Origin of the sequence: Fibrobacter sp. UWH4 (genome assembly GCF_900142475.1) — a bacterium.
Taxonomy (GTDB): domain Bacteria; phylum Fibrobacterota; class Fibrobacteria; order Fibrobacterales; family Fibrobacteraceae; genus Fibrobacter.
Genome location: NZ_FRAY01000002.1, coordinates 416,804 through 435,191 on the forward strand (window position 1 = coordinate 416,804; position 18,388 = coordinate 435,191).

Sequence of the window (18,388 nt, forward strand, 5' to 3'; positions counted from 1 at the left end):
TTATCTTTCAAGCTATGGCCGAAAAGACTTTACTTTTGCTCGACTCCTATGCGCTCGCGTTCCGCATGTTTTACGCCTATTCGCAGAACCCGCTCAAGAACAGCCAGGGCGAAGAGGTTTCGATGATGCACGGTTACTGGGGTGCGGTGCTCCGCATTTTGGCCCAGCACAAGCCGACGCATTTTGCGATTGCACGCGATGTCGCACACACGAAGACTTTTAGGCACGAACTTTACCCCGACTACAAGGCCAATCGCGGCCCCATGCCCGAAGAGATGGCAGCGCAGATGCCGCTCCTTGGCGAAAGTCTTGAAGCGAGCGGTATTCCGCTGCTTTCGGAACCGGGTTACGAAGCGGATGACGTAATGGCAAGTACCGCCATGGCCGCCGTCAAAGCGGGCTTTGACCACGTGGTCATTCTGAGTAAAGACAAGGATATGTCGCAGATTGTGACTGACAAGATTCACCTTTTCCACCTGACGAAGGGCGCAGACGGCATTGACTTCGGTCCGGAACAGGTGCTCGAAAAATACGGGCTTCCGCCGGAGAAAATCCGCGACTACCTCGCGCTCATGGGTGACGCAAGCGACAACGTTCCCGGCGTGCCGAAGGTGGGCCCGAAAACGGCAATCCAGTTGCTGAACGATTACGGCGACATGGACAACCTGTACGCGAATCTCGACAAGATTACCAAGAAGGGTTTGCACGACAATTTGGCGAACAACCACGAAAAGGCATTCCTCAGCCGCGAACTGGTGACGCTCCAGACCAAGCGCGCCTTTAGCGGGAACCTAGATGCACTTGAATATAACGGCCTGCACGTGGATACCTTGGCGCAGCTGTTCAAGGACCACGAAATCAACAGTCTGCTGCGCCTGCTCGAGAAAGTCCCGAGCAAGGCGGGATTCGTGCGGGAAGGTTCTGATGGCGTGGAAGGCGTCGATAATTCAACGGACGCAGAAGTGGAACGGGCAGATTTCGCAGTCGATGTTCCGCCGCCGTACATTTGCGTCGATACCGACGAAATCTTTGAGCAGATGAAGGCGGAGTTTACTGCATCGTCTTTGATTGGCGTAGACACCGAAACAGACGGCCTCGACCCGATGCAGTGCAACATCGCAGGCCTCTGCCTTGCGTCTGCCGACAGCGACGGCAACGTGGCGAAGGGCTACTACATACCCCTTGCGCACACCGACGAAATCGGGTTCCCGCTCCCCGCAGGCAAGGGCGGCAACTTCGACTTCAACAAGGCGAAGGAGTGGTTCTGCACATTTTTCGCCGACATCACACCCGCCGCAGGTTCCGAGACGCCGCGCGCATTCGTATTCCATAACGCAAAATTCGACCTGCATGTTCTCGCACGCGCGTTCAAGATTCCGCAATCCGTTATCGACAACGCAAACATCATCGACACGCTGATTGCCGCCTGGATGCTTTCGCCGGGGCAATCTGGCCTCGGGCTCGACAACCAGGTGATGCAACGCCTGCAGCACGAGATGATTCCCATCGAGAACCTCATCGGGCGCGGCAAGAACCAGATTACGTTCAACCGCGCGCCAATCAAGGACGCCACCGAATACGGCGCCGAAGATGCAGTCTACACGCTCCGCCTTTGGAAGCCTCTCAAGCAGGAACTCGAAAAGCTCGACTACGTGAAGTACTTCTTCGCGCAGGAAATGCCGCTGCTGAAAGTTTTGTACCAGATGGAATCCGTGGGTGTCGCCATCGATGTTCCGGCTCTCAAGACGCTGGAGCAGGAACTGGGCCGCCGCATCGAGAATCTCGAGAAAGAAATCTGCGACATGGCTGGTTTCGAATTCAACATCGGTTCGCCCAAGCAGCTCGGCGATGTGCTTTTTGACACGCTCGGACTCCCTGAAATCAAGAAGCGCAGTACCGACGCCGTGGTTCTCGAAGAACTCAGCTACAAGGCGCCGCACCCGATTGTTTTTGCCGTCATCGAGTACCGCGAACTCAAGAAGATGCAGAGCACCTACATCTCGGTGCTCCCGACGCTGGTGAATCCGGATACCAAGCGCATTCACACGAGCTTTATCCAGTGGGGTACTGCGACGGGCCGCCTTTCGAGCCGCGATCCAAACTTGCAGAACATCCCCGTTCGTAGCGACCTCGGCAAAAAAATCCGCGCCGCATTCGTGCCACAGAGCAAGGATAACGTGATTCTTGCAGTGGACTACTCGCAGATTGAACTCAGAATGCTTGCCCACTTGAGCGGAGACGAAGCGCTCATCGAAAGCTACAAGGAAGGTATCGATATTCACGCCCGCACCGCCGCCGCGATTTACGGAGTGGGCCTCAACGAAGTCACCAGCGACATGCGCCGCGACGCCAAGGTGGTGAATTTCGGCGTGCTCTACGGCATGACCGCCTTCCGCTTGAGCCGCGACTTGAAAATTCCGATGTCGCAGGCGAAGGACTTTATCACCGGCTACTTCGACATGTACCAGGGCGTGCAGCAGTATATCGAAGACATCAAGGCGGCCGCCCACCGCGACGGTTATGTAGAAACGCTTTCGGGCCGCCGCCGCTACATCGCAGGCATCGACTCTAGCGACCGCATGGAATCGCAGATGGCCGAGCGCATGGCCGTGAATACTCCTGTGCAGGGCTCCGCCGCCGACTTAATCAAGATTGCGATGATACGCATTCAGAAGCGAATCAACGAAGAGAACCTACCACTCCGCATGATGCTGCAGGTCCACGACGAACTCGTGTTCGAATGCCCCCGCGACCAGGTGGAAGCGATGGCCCAGATGGTGAAATCCGAGATGGAAGGCGCCATGGAACTCAAGGTTCCGCTCGTCGCGAGCGTCGGCTTCGGCGAAAACTGGCTCGTGGCACATTAGCGCCTTTTCAAACTTCGCTGGGAGCGCTCACTTTTCTATCTTTACCCCGTATGGAAAAGAAGCACCCCCTTTATTTTACGATTCACGGTCATTTTTACCAGCCGCCGCGCGAAAATCCCTGGACAGGCGTCATCGAAAACCAGCCCAGCGCACGCCCGTTTCACGACTGGAACGACCGCATTGCTAGCCAGTGTTACAGTCCCAATTCTGCAAGCCGTATTCTTTCGCCGAACGGACGCATTGTCGATATTGTCAACAACTATGACTTTATGAGTTTCAACATGGGTCCGACCCTGATGGGATGGATTCGCACGAACACTCCGGATACCTATAGGCGAATTCAAGAAGCGGACAAGCGAAGTGCCGAGCGACTGAAAGGCCACGGCAACGCAATCGCCCAGGTCTACAACCACATCATCATGCCGCTCGCCTCGCAAGAGGACAAGAAGACTCAAATCCGTTGGGGCATCGAAGACTTCAAATTCCACTTCGGACGCATGCCCGAAGCCATGTGGCTCGCCGAAACCGCCATCAACTTCGAAACGGTGGTGGAACTCATCAAGGCGGGGATCAAGTTCACCATCCTTTCGCCGACACAGGCCGACAAGTTCCGCAAATTTGGCGACTCTCAGTGGACCGGTTGCAGCAACACCGACATCGACACGACTCGCCCTTATCGCATCTACCCGCGCAACAAGGACGGCGTTCTCGTTTGCGACGGCTACCTGGACGTATTCTTCTATAACCCGTGGCTTTCTTCTGCGGTAGGCTTTGAACACCTACTGCGCAGCGCAGAAACATTCGGTAACCGCATCAAGGACGCCTGGGACGAAAACCGCACAGACCCGCAGCTGGTAAGCATCGGTACCGATGGCGAAAGCTACGGTCACCACGAACCGTTCGGCGACATGTGCGCCGCCTGGCTCTACAACCACTACGCCCCCGACCACAACATGGTACCGGTAAACTACGGTTGGTTCCTTGAAGAATTCCCGCCCCAGCACGAAGTGATGCTCAAGAACTTCTACAGCGAAGGCTGCGCCTGGAGCTGTGCCCACGGCGTTGGCCGCTGGTACCGCGATTGCGGCTGCTCTACTGGCGGTGGGCCGGGTTGGAACCAGAAATGGCGCGGTCCGCTCCGCGATGCATTCAACCACTTGAAGAAACTCGCCGACGATATTTTCGTCCGTGAATTTGAAAAGATATCCGACGTAGACCCGTGGGAAGCACGCAACAATTTTGTCGAAGTCCTGGTCGCCCCCGAAGACGAATCGCGCGTACAGGCATTCCTCGCCAAGACGGTCAAAAATCCGAACGACGCAGACATGTGCGCGAAAGCCATCCGCCTGCTTGAAATCCAGAAGTTCTGCCTGTTCAGCTTCACGAGCTGTGGCTGGTTCTTCAACGACATCGAAGGTCTGGAACCGGTGCAGAACATGCGCTACGCCCTCCGTGCCATGGAGCTTTTGGAACCATTCCTGCCTTACGGTCACCACATCAAGAATGAAGTTATCAGCATTCTCGCCCGCGCCACAAGTAACGAACACAAGTGGAACGGTGCCGAAGTGTTTACGAACTATGCCGAGGAAAAAGTTCCGGTGGTCGTGAAGGAAATGGCCGAACAGGCCGCCATGTTCCACCTGAACCTGGAAGACGATTCCGAAAAGAACAAGAAGATTGTCGCTACGAAGATTGCTTCGCGCAGGCGCCAGACACTCGTTCGCACGGAATATTTCGACAAGTACATCAACGAACGCCGCATTTCGACGGTACTTGCCATCACCGACATGCTCGGCCGTATCAACCTGGTCGTCGCCGATGGCGAAAACGAGCAGAACGGGCTTAAGTTTGTTGAAAATCCGAATATGAGCACGCAGGAACTGCAGGCGCTCTACCCCACCGCCTATGTGGTTCGCATGCGCAACCTGATGAGCGACTCCATCAAGCGCATCAACCAGATTTCGACTAAGAAGTACCTGAACGAAATTACGGAATCGTTCTCGAACTTCGCCCTTTCTCACGGGCTTTCGATCGACAGTCTGGCCGACCTCGACCATACCCTGCCAGATACGATGCGCAAGATTCTTTCGCTCGAAATCAACTCCAAGATTCACCACCTGGCACTCGAATACATGGAAAACGACGACCAGAAGGTTTTCGACGAAATCAAGGATTTGATAGAGGAAGCGAACGCCCTGCACACGCATTATTCCTTTGGCGGAACAGGCCGTATGTTCCATGCAAAGCTCATCAAGCTGATCGACTCCGTTTTCGAAAGCTTCGATACGAACGCCGTTCATCACATCACGGGACTTATCACGGTTGCCGACTGGCTCAAGCTCGAAATCGACAAGACCAGTCTCGAGAACAAGGTGTTCCCCGCTTACCAGGAATACGTGAAATACCCGACCAGCAAGATTGCGGCACTCAAGCCGATGTTCAGCTGGTTGAATTTCGAGGTTTAACCACCGAGGTCAATATGTTCAGGATGTCAGAAAAACCGCTCATTCCCGCAGACAAGACTCGCGAACGCGTCGCAACGCTCGCCCGTGAAATTGCCGACGCCTATGACTACGACATTCTGCTTTCGGCCCTTACCGGAGCTTACATGTTCACTGCCGACTTGAGCCGTGAACTTGCAAATGCTCAAGGAGCGAAAGCCCCCCATAAGCGAATCGCCTTCATCAAGGCGTCAAGCTATGGTGATTCCACCGAATCCAGCGGCAAGCTCCAGGTGCAGGGCCTTGAAAGGATCCCCCTTCAGGGCAAAAAAGTCCTGATGGTCGACGACATCGCCGATACAGGAACTACACTTCTCGGCCTCACGGACATGCTCAATGAGGCCGGGGCCAAGGAAGTCCGCACCTGCGTGCTATTGAACAAGCAGGAACGGCGCGAAGTTGAAATCAAGGCCGACTTCGTGGGTTTTGAAATTGCAAACGAATTCGTGGTCGGATACGGACTCGATTACGCAAACGAGTACCGCACCCTTCCCGAAATATGGACGCTACAGGAGGCTGACTAAATGGCGAACAACGATTTTGATGACGTCCGGCTCCATGCCACTCAAACATTCGAAGCGGTTGAACGCAGCTACAACAAGATTGGCCGCGGCAAGCGTTTCTTGATCAATCTGGCCGTATGCCTTTTGTTCTTTATGGCGGGCTTCATCGTATGCAACATATTCAACAGCGTTCCGAGCGAAGGCGTCATTGAACGAGTCGCCGCCCAGCCGGATATGCCGAACAAGTGCAAATACCGTTACGACCGAGCCATGGAATACGCCATTATGCACGAATGCGTTTTCGGCAAAGGTACCCCCAGCAACGAAAAGACGCTCATACAGCGAGTCAACTACTGTACCTGCGCCCTTGAAAGCGTGCAGAAGAAAAAGCCCTACCAGAAAATGTTTGAAAACAACCTCGTAGACTTCACCTTCAAAATCCGCGAAGAAAATCTATGCAAAGAAAACAAGGTGATTCCCACCTTGGATGACGAAGAAGAAGAGTCGAAGGACAAGGCTAAAAAATGACCGTCGAAGAAATTGAAAAGAAAATCCGCTGCGAAGCAGAAAAACTGGTTCACGACGAGCCGCTTTCGGTACTGATGCTTACCGAACAAGTTCTAAACTGCAAAGATTTTGCAGCCATGCTCACGGTAACACTATCGTGTCAGCTGGCGGGTGAAATTATGGACCGCAACGAACTCGAAAAAGTCTTCGGAATTCTTTACCTCAAGTACCCGGAACTGGTGACCTGCGCAAGCAAGGACTTGTACGCAACAGTCCTTCGCGATGCCGCCTGCACCAGCTTCCTAGAGCCTCTTCTCTTCTTCAAGGGGTTCCAGGGTCTGCAAGCCTACCGCGCCGCCCACGCCCTGTGGCAGGAAGGCCGTTCATTCCCCGCCAAGATGCTCCAGAGCATCATTAGCCGCAAGTTCGGCATGGACATTCACCCGGCCGCTAAAATCGGCTACGGCCTCTTGATTGACCACGCCACGAACCTGGTCATCGGTGAGACCGCGGTGGTCGGAAACAACGTGAGTTTCTTGCACGGCGTGACCCTCGGCGGTACCGGGAACGAAGTCGGCGACCGTCATCCGAAAATCGGAAACGGCGTGATGCTTGGTGCCCATGCACAGCTGCTCGGCAACATCCACATCGGCGATGGAGCAAAGATTGGCGCTGGCGCTGTAGTGGTAAGCGACGTTCCGGCGCATACGACTTACGCAGGCGTCCCCGCCGTACAAGTCGGTAAGCCGCACGACGAAATGCCAAGTTTCAACATGCAGCAGGACTTCACTCGCGACTGCGAGTAATGAGACAAAGGTTCTCCAACCTTATAAAGGTTCCTGAGCAAGCGAAACACCTCAAAACGGTCATCCTGGAACGACTGAAAGGAGTGACGGGATCCATTATGAAGAAAGCAGAAAAAATTAAGTTCATCAGTGAGACACTCGACGAGTTGTTTCCTGACCCGCCGATTCCTCTGGATTACTTAGACCCCTATACGCTCTTGGTCGCCGTGGTCCTGAGCGCCCAATGCACCGACCTCCGCGTCAATCAGGTGACCAAGGAACTTTACAAGAAGGCGAAAACGCCCAAGGCCATGGTGAAACTCGGCATCGAAAAGATAACCGAAATCATCAAGCCCTGCGGTCTTTCTACCACCAAGGGCAAGAACATTTTCAACTTGTCCAAGATTCTTGTCGAAAAGTACGACAGCGTTGTTCCGCAAACTTTCGAAGAACTCGAAGCGCTCCCTGGTGTCGGCCACAAGACGGCCAGCGTCATGATGATTCACGCGTTCAAGATTCCGGCCTTCCCCGTAGACACGCATATTCACCGCCTCGCCAAGCGCTGGGGACTTTCCGACGGTTCATCCGTCGAACAGACAGAAAAAGACCTCAAGAAAATCTTCCCCGAAAGCGAATGGGAAAAGCGCCACCTGCAAATCATCCTGTTCGGGCGTACTTATTGCAAGGCTCTCGGCCACATGCCCGAAAACTGCCCTATCTGCAGTGTCGTCGGTTGCAAGGTCACCAAGAGCTAGAACTGTTCCGCTGGTAAAACCAGTAGTAGAACAGACTCCAGGCGCCCCACAATACGCATAGCCACATTCCTACATAGCCCGCGGTATACACGGCGTTTGCAATCGTATCGTACTTCAAGAGCAGTCCCGTTTCGGACAAAATAAAATTCCAGTCATGAAAACCGTACGGAGCCTCGGCACCGGTACCGCCGCTAATCAGAGTCAGTTTCATGTGCAAGGCATCGTCAATATACACCGCCACATCGATAAAGTTTTCGAACGCCCACCAAAGCGCCACCGACGCCCCTAAAATATCGCGCGGTTTAATCCACAACGCAAAGCAGAATACCAGCGGCATGATTATCTGGAAAAGCGAACCGCCCAGCGAATGCAACACTCGATTTCCGAAAAAAGAAAACACAATATGTCCCGTTTCGTGCACCGGCAAATTCAGGCGATGCAGATACTGGGCAATCCAAGCATCATAACCATCGCGCATCAGTTGCACCGTAAAAATGATCATCAACACGACGAGCAACAATCGGAACGGAATAAAATGCGCCCCGCCAAGCGTTTTGGGGTACAATAAAAACTGTACCACCACGGGCCACGTTCCGGGATCATCCAGGCGAAATGTCGAAGGGGCATCGCACTTGACCGTCACCAAGTTCAACGGGACCTGATCGGTCGCCTTCGAGAACCTTGGTGCAGATCCTGTCTGCCGCTCTTCAAGAATTTTCGGGGTGTTTTCGTCCTTCATACGCCTAAATATATATTGTTCGATTTAAAAGACAACACTTTTTTAAACCAAATCTCTACACAAACCCATCCAAAAAATTTATTTTCGCTACAAAAACAAGGATGTGTGTATGAAATCAAACTTTAGAATGGCTGCAGTCGCAACCATTTCGGCTCTTGCCGCCACGACCATGACGCAGGCCGCAAGCATTACTGTAGACCCCTCTGCCACAAAGCAACAAATCATCGGCTTCGGCGCCTTACCAAAGCTGGATTACCGCACTCGGCACCACAACGCAAGAAGCGCTCTACGACACCGCCTTCACCGGCCTGAACCTGTCGCTACTTCGTGTTGGCAACTGGCTGCAGGACGAATCCGAGGGTGTAAGCAAGGACGACATCAAGATCGTAACCGCAGGCAAGAAACGCCTCGGGAGCCACATGAAAATTGAAATGTCCAGCTGGTCTGCACCGGCAAGCCTCAAACCGAGCGGAGACATCAACGGCAAAAAAGACGGTGTCTTCTACTCAGGCAAGAATTCCACATTAAAAGCATCATCTTCCGATCCCTACGGCAAGTACGCCTACCGCGAATTCGCCAGCTGGTGGAAGCGTTCCTACCAGGCCTACGAAGCAGTGGGCATCGCTCCCGACTACATCAGTTTCCAGAATGAGCCGGACATGTTCGCCGAATACGAAGAGACCCTGTTCACCCCGACGGAGAACGACACCTCCGCAGGTTACGCCCAGGCACTCAACGCCATGCGCGACACCATGAACACCCTCGCGAACCCGCCCAAAATTCTTGGCCCGGAACCCCTCGGCATCGGTTACAACAATTTCCAGAAATACGCCAAGGCACTCACCGATTCCAAACTGGACGGCTATGCCTACCACCTATACCATGCCGGCGACGGAAACGACAATTCCCTCGCGAACTACATGAGCCCCGAAAGCTTCCGCAGTCCCATGAAGGCTATCGCCACCAGCTACGGTTCCGACGCACGCCCCATCATCATGACCGAATTCTGCTCCATGGAAGAAAACGGCAAGGAAGAATACATGACAGGCCTCGCACACATTATGCAGGTTGGCTTTACCGACGGCAAGCTCAACAGCTACATCGCCTGGGAACTTTTCTGGGGCGAAGGCAAGGGACAGCTTATCGGAGTCTGCACCAAGGGCTGGGGTAGCTGCACCGAGGACCAAATCAACATCAGCCCCGAATACCACGCCATGCGCCACTACTCCAAGTTCGTGAACCCGGGCTGGCGCGTCGTAAGTTCCACTTCCGAAGGTAGCGGGCTCTATGCAGTCGCCTTCCGCAGCGCCGACTGCGACTCTATCACAGTGGTCGCCATCAACGAAAACAGTTCGAGCTTAAGCCTGAATGCCCCCAGCGTTAACGGATACAACGCCGTATACGCCGTGCAGTCCGTCGAAAACGGAAGCAAGAGCAAGGACATTGCCACTAGCGTGAGCTACAGCCTGCCGGCAAATTCCATCACGACTTTCGTCTACACGACCAGCAACACCGCCGCTCTTTCCTGCGAAGATTCCCCGATTGTGGACCCCTACAAGCCCGCCGATGTAGGCGACACAATAGTCCTCGTCGACTACGCCACCACCAATACGGTTTCCAACTGGAGCGGCGACTTTACCGTAACTTACGGCACCAAGGCTATCGACGGTGTAAGCAGCTACGCAACGGTTCCCCTAGCTGGTTGCGAACAAGGTAGCGACGATTGCAGTTACCAGCACGCAATCTTCGAAGTTCCCGCTAATGCATCCGACGCGCTTTCGACCTGCAGCGAGCTCGTTATCACCATGCACAGCCAAGATGACACGACTACCTACGTCAATGTGGGCGGAGCCGGTTCCGAATGGATTAGCTACGAATAAGGCAGACAGGCCGGCAGCAGTTCCTGGACTGAATCCACGGTCGACCTCACCAACGAAGCTGAAAACGGATCCTCGAAGATAACCTTCAACAGCAACGGTTCCGGCGTCTATATTTCCAAGATTATCGCAACCGGTTGCGGCGGCAGCTCCGCCATCAAGAACATCCGCACAAACTTCGCCAGCAACATGAACGCAAACGCCAAGGTGTTCGACCTGAACGGCAACCTCGTGTGGAGTGGCCTCAAGGGCCAGGCTCTGAACGCCGACGGCACGCTCCGCCTGAACCTCCGCCAGGGCATGTACCTCATAAAGACAAAGGATACGACGGCGAAGGCCATCAAGAAGTAGCGCATTCGCTTCACCTACGCAACTTGCAAAAAGGCACCGGAAATATCCGGCGCCTTTTCATTTGAAATTTAAAAAGTAATTACTTAAGCAGAATCTTCTGTGCAAGATTCACGGAGCCTGCAATGCGCACCATGTACACGCCCGCATCGAGGCGGGAAAGGTCCATGGCAGACGCGGCAGAACCTTTCAGCATAACTTGTCCCTGGAGGTTCGTGATTTCCACGCGGGAATCACCACGGATACCACTGAAGGAAAGCGTACGGTCCGTAAGGATTGCCTTGGCGGAATTTGCCCTAGCAACACTGGAGAACCCCGCAGAGATCACTGAACATTCGTCCTTCCAACCGAGCTCCTTCAGGATGAAGGTTCCCGAGACATCTTCGGCACGACTATTTTTCAGGCGAATCTTCAAGCCGACGGACTTTTCCGTAGCGACAGAAATCGGTTTCTTGTTTTCATCCCAGCCGTCCTGCTTGAAGTCGGACCAGGCAAAATCAAGGGTAGTCGGTCCCGGGGTCGTAGGGAGTTCTGCATACCAGGAGTCATAACCATTGGTCTCTTCGTCCCAGGAAAGTTCCATCTGGAGCGGTATCACGGAACCAACGGCAGTGCCGGAACCGATCCACTGGTAACTAATACAATAACCGGGATTGCTGGAAATGTCCATCGCAGATTTGTCTTTTAACCAGTCAAAACCAAGACCGGCAATTGCCGGAGCAGCAGCGGTTCCGCCCGCAGCGGACATAGTTACGACAAGACCGCCATCCTTAACAAGGTTTCCGTTGGGGATGATGTCGCCATCTTCATCGGCCATAATCAACTTGTAGGTACCGTCATCGTTTTTCGTAATGGGTTCAAACGACACCTTCTGACCATTTTCGGTATCGCCGGCATAGGCGTACCACCAGCCTCCTATATTCGGATCTACACACGCTGTCGAACCGTCTTCATTTTCCCAAGCACACGGGAGTGTTTGGGGAATTTGAACTTGGTAAGCGTCGACATACATATTCCAGAGACTGCCCGCAGCCATGGCGAAACCCGCTGCAGAAAGCACAACGGCGGGAAGAATAAATTTTGTCTGTTTCATAATCACTCCTTTACCTCAAGGGCAACAATCCAAATATACATTATTTTATACATAAAACAACAAGAAATCTTTTTTTGAAAAAAAATCACACACAAAAAAACCTCTGCATCATAGCAGAGGCTTTTCGCATCATTTCCTTATTCAGGAAACCAGAGAATTACCCTTCTTCAAGAGCTTCCTTGTATTCGTCGACCGTCGCGATGTATTCATCGATCATGTCGTCCTTGGAATCAAGGTAGGCAAGGATCTGTTCCAGATGTTCCTTCTTGAACACGGCCTTGAGCTGACGGCTGGCATGTCCGCGGTAGCCCCATTCCTTGAGGATTTCATCGGTCACCACAAAGGCATCGTTCATGGACACAAAACGCATCGGACCATAGACAGCCCAGTTGTGTTCCATCTGCATGCATTCCGGTTCTTCAAGTTCCGGGTTCGCCATGTAGCGCTGGATGTGACGGGTACGCACGTCCTTGATCTTGTCGATGCGCATATAACCCATAATCAAGTACTTGTTGCGGAGTTCGGAATCGCTCAGGCCTTCGTAACGGGTGCCGAACAGAATGTAACGGCTCTTAGCCTTGAGGATTGCATTGATCGCCTTCACGTTATAGCAGCTCATCAGGCCATAGGTGCTGGTTTCGTAGTTGGGTTCGTAAAGAAAACCCTTGCCGTTTTCGTTGAGCTGGTCGCGGACCGGCATTTCGGACTGGTGGCTGGTTTCGACGTAGAGCAGGCTACCGGCAGCGTTGCCGCGATAATCCTGCCAACCTTCGAGATTGATCTGTGTTTTAGGCATTTGTCATCCACTCTAGTTAGGTTAAACTTTGGGAACCCCGAATTTTGGTCCGGGGTCCCCTTTTTATATAAATCTTACAAGCGGACTACTTGTGGTAGTCCGTTGCTTATTCCAATACGCAAGATACAAAAAAATAAGCTAGAAGGTAATCGATTCCGCCGAAAAACCCGTCATTCCAAAGAGCGAGGCCCCTTTTTCGAAGAATTTCGCGGTATCGGTGGTCAAAAATCGGGTTTTTCCATTTTTTGTAAGACGATTTTCCATTTCTGGATGCCGTCTCAGGTAGTCCACCGTCTTTTCAGCCACGATATCCCCCTGGAAAACCAGACGGACCTTCTCGGGCAAAGCAGCACGGATCGCCCCTTCCAGGAGCGGGTAATGCGTACAAGCCAACAGGAGCGTATCGATTTCGGGATCCTCGGCAAGCAGGGCATCAATATCCTTCTTCACAAAGAACTTCGCCCCCTCGGACTCCCTTTCACCGTATTCGACCAGCGGCACCCACATGGGGCAGGCATGCTGCGTCACCTTGAGGCCAGGGTAGAAATGCTTGATTTCAATCAGGTAACTGCCCGAAGAAACTGTTCCCGCCGTTCCGAAAATGCCGATGTGCCCCGACCGGCTGAACTTGCCGATTTCTTCGGCGGTGGGTCGCACAATGCCAAGCACGCGCTTATCGGGGAATTCGTAAGGGAGAACATCCTGCTGGATGCTCCGGAGCGCCTTGGCAGACGCCGTGTTGCAGGCGAGAATCACCAGCGGGCATCCGCGGCTGAACAGCTCGCGCACCGCCTGCAGCGTATAACGGAAAATCGTCTCGAAACTGCGGGAGCCATAAGGGGCGCGGGCATTGTCGCCCAGGTAAAGGTAATCGTACTGCGGAAGCGCCTTCTGCAAATTCCGGAGAATCGTGAGGCCCCCAAAACCCGAATCGAACACGCCGATCACAGGGCGTCCTCCATCATCTTGTGGACCATGGGGAGCATGTGAACCTTGGGGTCGAACTTCTCGTTTTCCTTACGGCATTCCAGGACATCGACCGGAGCAAGAATCTTCACGTTCACCTTGCGGCGGCCCCAATCCTTGCGGCGTTCCCACACGGGGCCGGAGCCTTTGATCACGAGCGGCAACAGGATTGCATCGTTTTCACAAGCGAAACGGAACACGCCACTCTTGAAGGTGCCGAGCGCACCGGTCTTGCTGCGAGTCCCTTCCGGAAAAATAAACACGCGTACCGCATTTCCCCTTTCGGCAATCGCCTCGCGCACCGCCTTGGCGGCACCACCCTTTTCACGGTTCACCAAAATGCAACCAATCTTATGCATCCAGAAATGCAGAAACGGAATACGACCGAGAGACTTTTTCGCGACAAAGCCCACCGTCTTCTGAATGGCCAGGAACACGATCGGGATATCGGCAAAGGAATTATGGTTCCCTACAATAAACACGGGACGGGTCCAATCCACCTTACCGAGCTGCGCCTGGTCTTCGATCGTCAAGTCCACCCGCAGCCGCCTCATGCAGAATCTCGAGAAGTCCTGAATCTTATGGTCCAGCCACGCCCCGAAATTCTTGCCATAATAAGGCTTGGTAAACGGCAGAGTCAGTATATACATCAGCATATACCCAAGCACCGTCGCGGCAACATAAATTTTAAACAAAATAACAGGCATCTTGAATTTTGAATCCCGATCCCGGGCTTTTTCCGATACGACAGGCCACCCTTTTGCAGGGAAGGCTGGGGAAGTCATACCGCGAGGCAAAAAACGCGACCGTCTGAATCGACGAAGTTTGCCTTTCCAGAATCTACATTTGCAATATAACAAAAATAGGCAAGCCTCGGCACGGGTCACCCCCACATAATAAAGCCTCCGTTCCTCATCGAGTTGTTTCTTTCGAGCCTTACGGTCACCGGTACATTCGCCGGGAGTCAGTTTTTCGCAGAGTCCCGCATAATACACCACCGCATACTGAAGCCCCTTGGACGCATGCACCGTCTCGATGTGCACCCCGTCTTCAACAGTCACTTCGGGCGCAGTCTCCCCATTTTCCGTCTCGCCCGCATCCGCCACGACATCACCTGCAATAGGAATCCCGTAGTCGCGGAGGGCCTGTTCGTAATAAAGCCGCTGCCGGTTGTAGCGCACAAGGATTGCAAAATTTTTCCACAGCAGGTCATAACCCAGCCGGAGTTCCCTGATCGATTCCACAATCTTCTGGATTTCCTCGACAGGATTGTCGGACACCCAGACTTCGGGCTTACGGTTCTCCTTGTAAAGCGGATTACCACCGGAACCATTCAAGTTGCCAGCCCGGAGCATCTTGCGCAAGTGAATCGGCTTGTTCTTGAAGATGTCATTCGCCAGGTACAGCACATTCGGAACCGAACGGTAATTCCATTCCAAGCGAATCTGAGTCGATTCCTTGAAGTCCTCGCAGAAGCGCTCGATGTTTCCGATGTCGGCACCGCGAAAGCCGTAAATGGCCTGGTCGTCATCGCCTACGACAAACAGCTGCTTGCGGTCGCCGAGCAAGCCTTTCACCAAACGATACTGCGAAGGGTTGATATCCTGGTACTCATCCACCAGGATTTCTTGCCACTGTTTGCGAAAATAATTCCGAGCCGCCTCGTTGGTTTCGAGCAACTGAATCGCCGAATAAATCAGGTCTTCAAAAACGACTTGCCCCGATTCGAGTACCGCGTCGCGAAGCGGTTGCAATTTCGCCGATACCGCCTCACCGTAGCTGTCCGAAAACAGGTTTTCCCGCAACACCTTGACTTTCAACTTGAGTTTCGAAAGCGCCTGCGAAAAATCCCGCTCCGAAAATTCCGTCGGTACGGGCATTTTCTTGAAGCCAATGAGCTCGTACGCATAAGGTCCCTGTGGTTCGGCGGGTTCACACTTCGCAGGCTCGCTAACCTGATTAAGGTTCCCAAGCTTGCTGCTTGCGGTGAGTTTTGTTGAACCGAGGGGCCGAAGGGTTCGTTCACTTCGGCCCCGCTCAGTGAACTTGTCACTAGGTTCCTGAGCTTGCCGAAGGGCCGGCCGAAGGAGTGGCACCCTGCATTTCAACATGTACAGTGCAAGCGAATGGAACGTACACAGCCGCACGCCCGCGTCCGGGAACAATTTTTGCACGCGATCCCGCATCTCGGCGGCGGCCTTTGCGGTGAAGGTCAACGCCAAGATTTTTTCAGGTTCTACACCGCAAAGAATCCTGTACTGGATTCGCTTGGTCAAGACAGACGTCTTGCCCGAGCCGGCCCCCGCCAGAATCAATAGTTGCGCACCTTTCTCATGGTCGTGCAGCACCGCCGCACGCTGGTCAGAATTCAATCCCTTGAGGATCTCTTCGGCGTCCATAACGCCTCGTATGGAATGGGGCGAAGTACATGTACAGCGCCACCGCTATCTAATAACCGTCGCACGCCCAGGGATTCTCCAAGGCCTGCGCCGTCGAATTATTTCGGCTCGTCGTTCACCTTCGCCGGCGTATTTGCAACAGGGCTTCCGCCGAGCAAAAAGACAAATGCACCGAACAAACTCAGTACCAGGCTCACAAAGTAAGCGAGCAACTGAATCACCACCGATTCAAGCCCCGGCACTCCGGCACGTGCAAACAGCGACTGCGCCAAAAGTTCACGCGGGCCAAAACCGCCAATCGATATCGGGAGCGCACTCACGATCGCCACCAGCGGGATGTAGTAAAAGTACCACGAAATCGAGAGGTCCACGCCGACCGCGATTCCGCAAAAATAGTGAACGAAAATGCGCAACGACTGCGTCACCGCCGAAAGGCCGCTAATAAGCATCCAGAGTTTTGCCGAACGGAACTGCTGGAACCGTTCGAACATGTGAATCAGCCGTTCGTTAATCTTTTTCGGAAAAACTTTCGCGAGCACCTTGCACAACAAGCGCCCGAGCCTGCGGCTGCAAAGGGCGGCAAACAAAGCACAGAATCCAATAAAAATCCACACCGAAGGCCACATGAACGATCGTTGCGCTTCGTCGTGCATAAAGAACATCAGGCCCATCGCAAGTGCAAACAACGTAATAAAGAAAAGGCCGAACAGGCGATCAAAGAAAGTCGCCGTAAGTCCTGCGCCCACGGTATCCTGACCTCCCTGCATGCGGATGTCATAAACCTTCTTGGCGTCGCCACCCACATTGCCCGGCATAAAGTTATTGAAGAAAAGTCCTACGTAATAAAGCTTGAGCAAATGCCCGTAGCCCATTTTCACGTTCTGCTTTTCGAGCAACAGTTTCCACTGCAGGCACGCCGTAAAGTTCGAAAGTCCAAGGCACAACAAGGCAACAAAAAGCGGCCACACGCTATGCGCGCTAAAGAGCCTATACAAATCGTCGACGCTCCAGTCCGGCGCCTTCACGATATTTCGGGACACAAAATAAGCCGGAACCGCAGTCACCACCAGTTTCAAGCAAAAAATCAGCACCGATTTCAGTCGGCCATTCACCTTACTCATTTCCTCCCCCCCACTTGTCGCTCTATAACGGCATCCTGCAAAAGGTCGAGAGTCTTCTCGGCAGCAATGTCCCAGCGGAACTCACCCGCATAACTCTTCGCCGCCGCCGAAAGTCTCGTGCGCAAATCGTCGTCGCTATAAAGCCTGTCCATTTCGGACGCACAAGTATGAAAATCCCCCACCGGGAACAAGAGTCCCGTTTCGCCGTTTCTTACGCTGTCGCGGAGTCCCGGCACATCGCTTGCAATCGTCGTCGTTCCAAGCCTTGCAGCCTCCACTACCGTAAGGCCCCAACCTTCCTTGTAGCTCGTCTGCAAGAGCGCCACCGCTTTCTGCAACAGGGCGCGTTTCTTCGACGGCGTCACAAATCCCAAAAGTTCAACACGTTCTGTCAGTCCGCGTTCCTTGAGCCACGCCGGAATCTTTTTCAGGAGCGGACCATCGCCCGCCACTACAAGCTTTACATCAGGGTGGTTCTCGGCAAATTCTTCAAAAGCCTCGAGCGCCGTCCAAATTCCCTTGTAGCGGTGCACGCGCGAAAGCCACAAAAAATACGGCGTACTCGGCACGTCTTCGGTCGCCAAGACCTGCGACGGATCCACATCGTCCGATCCATTATAAACCACCGAGATGCGGTCTTCGTCAATTCCGATTTCTTCAAGTTCGTACTTGGTGCTCGGGCTTACCACCACAAACGGCTGCTTGCGGTAGAACCACGGAATAACGCGTTCGAACGCCCACACCATAAAGGCAATTGGGAACGACGCCTCATGGAAAATGGAGCTGCGCCACAAATGGTGCATCTGCACCACCACCGGCTTCTTGGTCAAGAACGGCGTAAACAGCGGAAGCTTGTTCAAGTCCTCGACCACCACATCGAAATTGAATTCACGGTCCAGCTTGCGGATATTCATCGCCGTCGTCAGCTGAAACAGCAAATCGCCACCCTTGCGAACCACCTCAATTCCGTCCACCGTTTCGCGGGCCTTGCAGCCGGCAAACGCCGTCGTCAGGAGCACAACCTTGTGCCCCGATTCTACAATCTGAGAAAAAATACGGTGAAGGTGCTTTTCGGCGCCCCCTGCGGCAGGGTGCATCCGGTCGCGGTAATTGACTACAAGGATGTTCATC

At 53.6% G+C, this 18,388-nt stretch carries 15 protein-coding genes; 8 read left to right on the top strand and 7 right to left on the bottom strand.

What is annotated here, in order from left to right; translation table 11 throughout:
• The first annotated feature begins 14 nt into the window (after window positions 1-14).
• The 6 genes from polA to nth all read left to right on the top strand — a co-directional run bounded on the left by polA (window position 15) and on the right by nth (window position 7,918).
• Window positions 15-2,867, top strand: coding sequence for a DNA polymerase I (gene polA, locus BUA93_RS04585; protein ID WP_072977808.1), 2,853 nt, complete (start codon window positions 15-17; stop codon window positions 2,865-2,867).
• Window positions 2,868-2,917: 50 nt separating this feature from the next.
• Window positions 2,918-5,332 carry a DUF3536 domain-containing protein gene (locus BUA93_RS04590; protein WP_072977810.1) on the top strand — a complete coding sequence of 805 codons (2,415 nt, stop codon included), beginning with the start codon at window positions 2,918-2,920 and terminating at the stop codon, window positions 5,330-5,332.
• Between the two features lie 14 nt (window positions 5,333-5,346).
• Window positions 5,347-5,892, top strand: a complete 546-nt coding sequence (gene hpt, locus BUA93_RS04595) for a hypoxanthine phosphoribosyltransferase (protein WP_072977811.1) — start codon at window positions 5,347-5,349, stop codon at window positions 5,890-5,892.
• Window positions 5,893-6,399, top strand: coding sequence for a hypothetical protein (locus tag BUA93_RS04600; protein ID WP_072977813.1), 507 nt, complete (start codon window positions 5,893-5,895; stop codon window positions 6,397-6,399).
• Window positions 6,396-7,184, top strand: coding sequence for a serine O-acetyltransferase (gene cysE, locus BUA93_RS04605; protein ID WP_072977814.1), 789 nt, complete (start codon window positions 6,396-6,398; stop codon window positions 7,182-7,184). The genes BUA93_RS04600 and cysE overlap by 4 nt, the downstream gene beginning before the upstream one ends.
• A 98-nt stretch (window positions 7,185-7,282) precedes the next feature.
• The gene (gene nth, locus BUA93_RS04610) at window positions 7,283-7,918 is read left to right on the top strand and encodes an endonuclease III (protein WP_072977816.1); all 636 of its coding nucleotides are present in this window, start codon (window positions 7,283-7,285) and stop codon (window positions 7,916-7,918) included.
• Here the strand turns inward: nth and BUA93_RS04615 are convergent.
• Entirely contained in the window at window positions 7,905-8,657 is a 753-nt protein-coding gene (locus BUA93_RS04615; RefSeq protein ID WP_254793850.1) for a hypothetical protein, read from the bottom strand. The two genes, nth and BUA93_RS04615, sit on opposite strands and share 14 nt — an antisense overlap.
• Before the next feature lie 419 nt (window positions 8,658-9,076).
• On the opposite strand from BUA93_RS04615, the gene BUA93_RS04620 reads away from it, so the two are divergent.
• Together BUA93_RS04620 and BUA93_RS16500 are read left to right on the top strand one after the other, a co-directional pair.
• A complete protein-coding gene (locus BUA93_RS04620; RefSeq protein WP_254793851.1) occupies window positions 9,077-10,537 on the top strand; it encodes a glycoside hydrolase family 30 beta sandwich domain-containing protein in 1,461 nt (486 codons plus the stop codon).
• Between the two features lie 186 nt (window positions 10,538-10,723).
• Window positions 10,724-10,885, top strand: a complete 162-nt coding sequence (locus BUA93_RS16500; RefSeq protein WP_254793852.1) for a T9SS type A sorting domain-containing protein — start codon at window positions 10,724-10,726, stop codon at window positions 10,883-10,885.
• 79 nt (window positions 10,886-10,964) lie between these two features.
• Here the strand turns inward: BUA93_RS16500 and BUA93_RS04625 are convergent, their stop codons facing one another.
• The 6 genes from BUA93_RS04625 to BUA93_RS04650 form a co-directional block, all read right to left on the bottom strand.
• Window positions 10,965-11,975 (bottom strand): T9SS type A sorting domain-containing protein, encoded by a 1,011-nt coding sequence (locus BUA93_RS04625; protein WP_072977817.1) that lies wholly within the window; start codon window positions 11,973-11,975, stop codon window positions 10,965-10,967.
• Window positions 11,976-12,132: 157 nt separating this feature from the next.
• Entirely contained in the window at window positions 12,133-12,771 is a 639-nt protein-coding gene (locus tag BUA93_RS04630; RefSeq protein WP_072977819.1) for a hypothetical protein, read from the bottom strand.
• Between the two features lie 138 nt (window positions 12,772-12,909).
• Window positions 12,910-13,719: a glutamate racemase gene (murI, locus tag BUA93_RS04635; protein WP_072977821.1), complete on the bottom strand. Its 810-nt coding sequence runs from the start codon at window positions 13,717-13,719 to the stop codon at window positions 12,910-12,912.
• On the bottom strand, window positions 13,716-16,136 hold the full coding sequence (locus BUA93_RS04640) for a UvrD-helicase domain-containing protein (RefSeq protein WP_072977822.1): 2,421 nt from the start codon (window positions 16,134-16,136) through the stop codon (window positions 13,716-13,718). Before BUA93_RS04640 ends, murI begins: the two co-directional genes overlap by 4 nt.
• A gap of 98 nt (window positions 16,137-16,234) precedes the next feature.
• Window positions 16,235-17,257 carry a lysylphosphatidylglycerol synthase transmembrane domain-containing protein gene (locus BUA93_RS04645; RefSeq protein WP_072977824.1) on the bottom strand — a complete coding sequence of 341 codons (1,023 nt, stop codon included), beginning with the start codon at window positions 17,255-17,257 and terminating at the stop codon, window positions 16,235-16,237.
• Window positions 17,254-18,387 (bottom strand): glycosyltransferase family 4 protein, encoded by a 1,134-nt coding sequence (locus BUA93_RS04650; RefSeq protein WP_072977826.1) that lies wholly within the window; start codon window positions 18,385-18,387, stop codon window positions 17,254-17,256. Before BUA93_RS04650 ends, BUA93_RS04645 begins: the two co-directional genes overlap by 4 nt.
• Between the last annotated feature and the right edge of the window lies 1 nt (window position 18,388).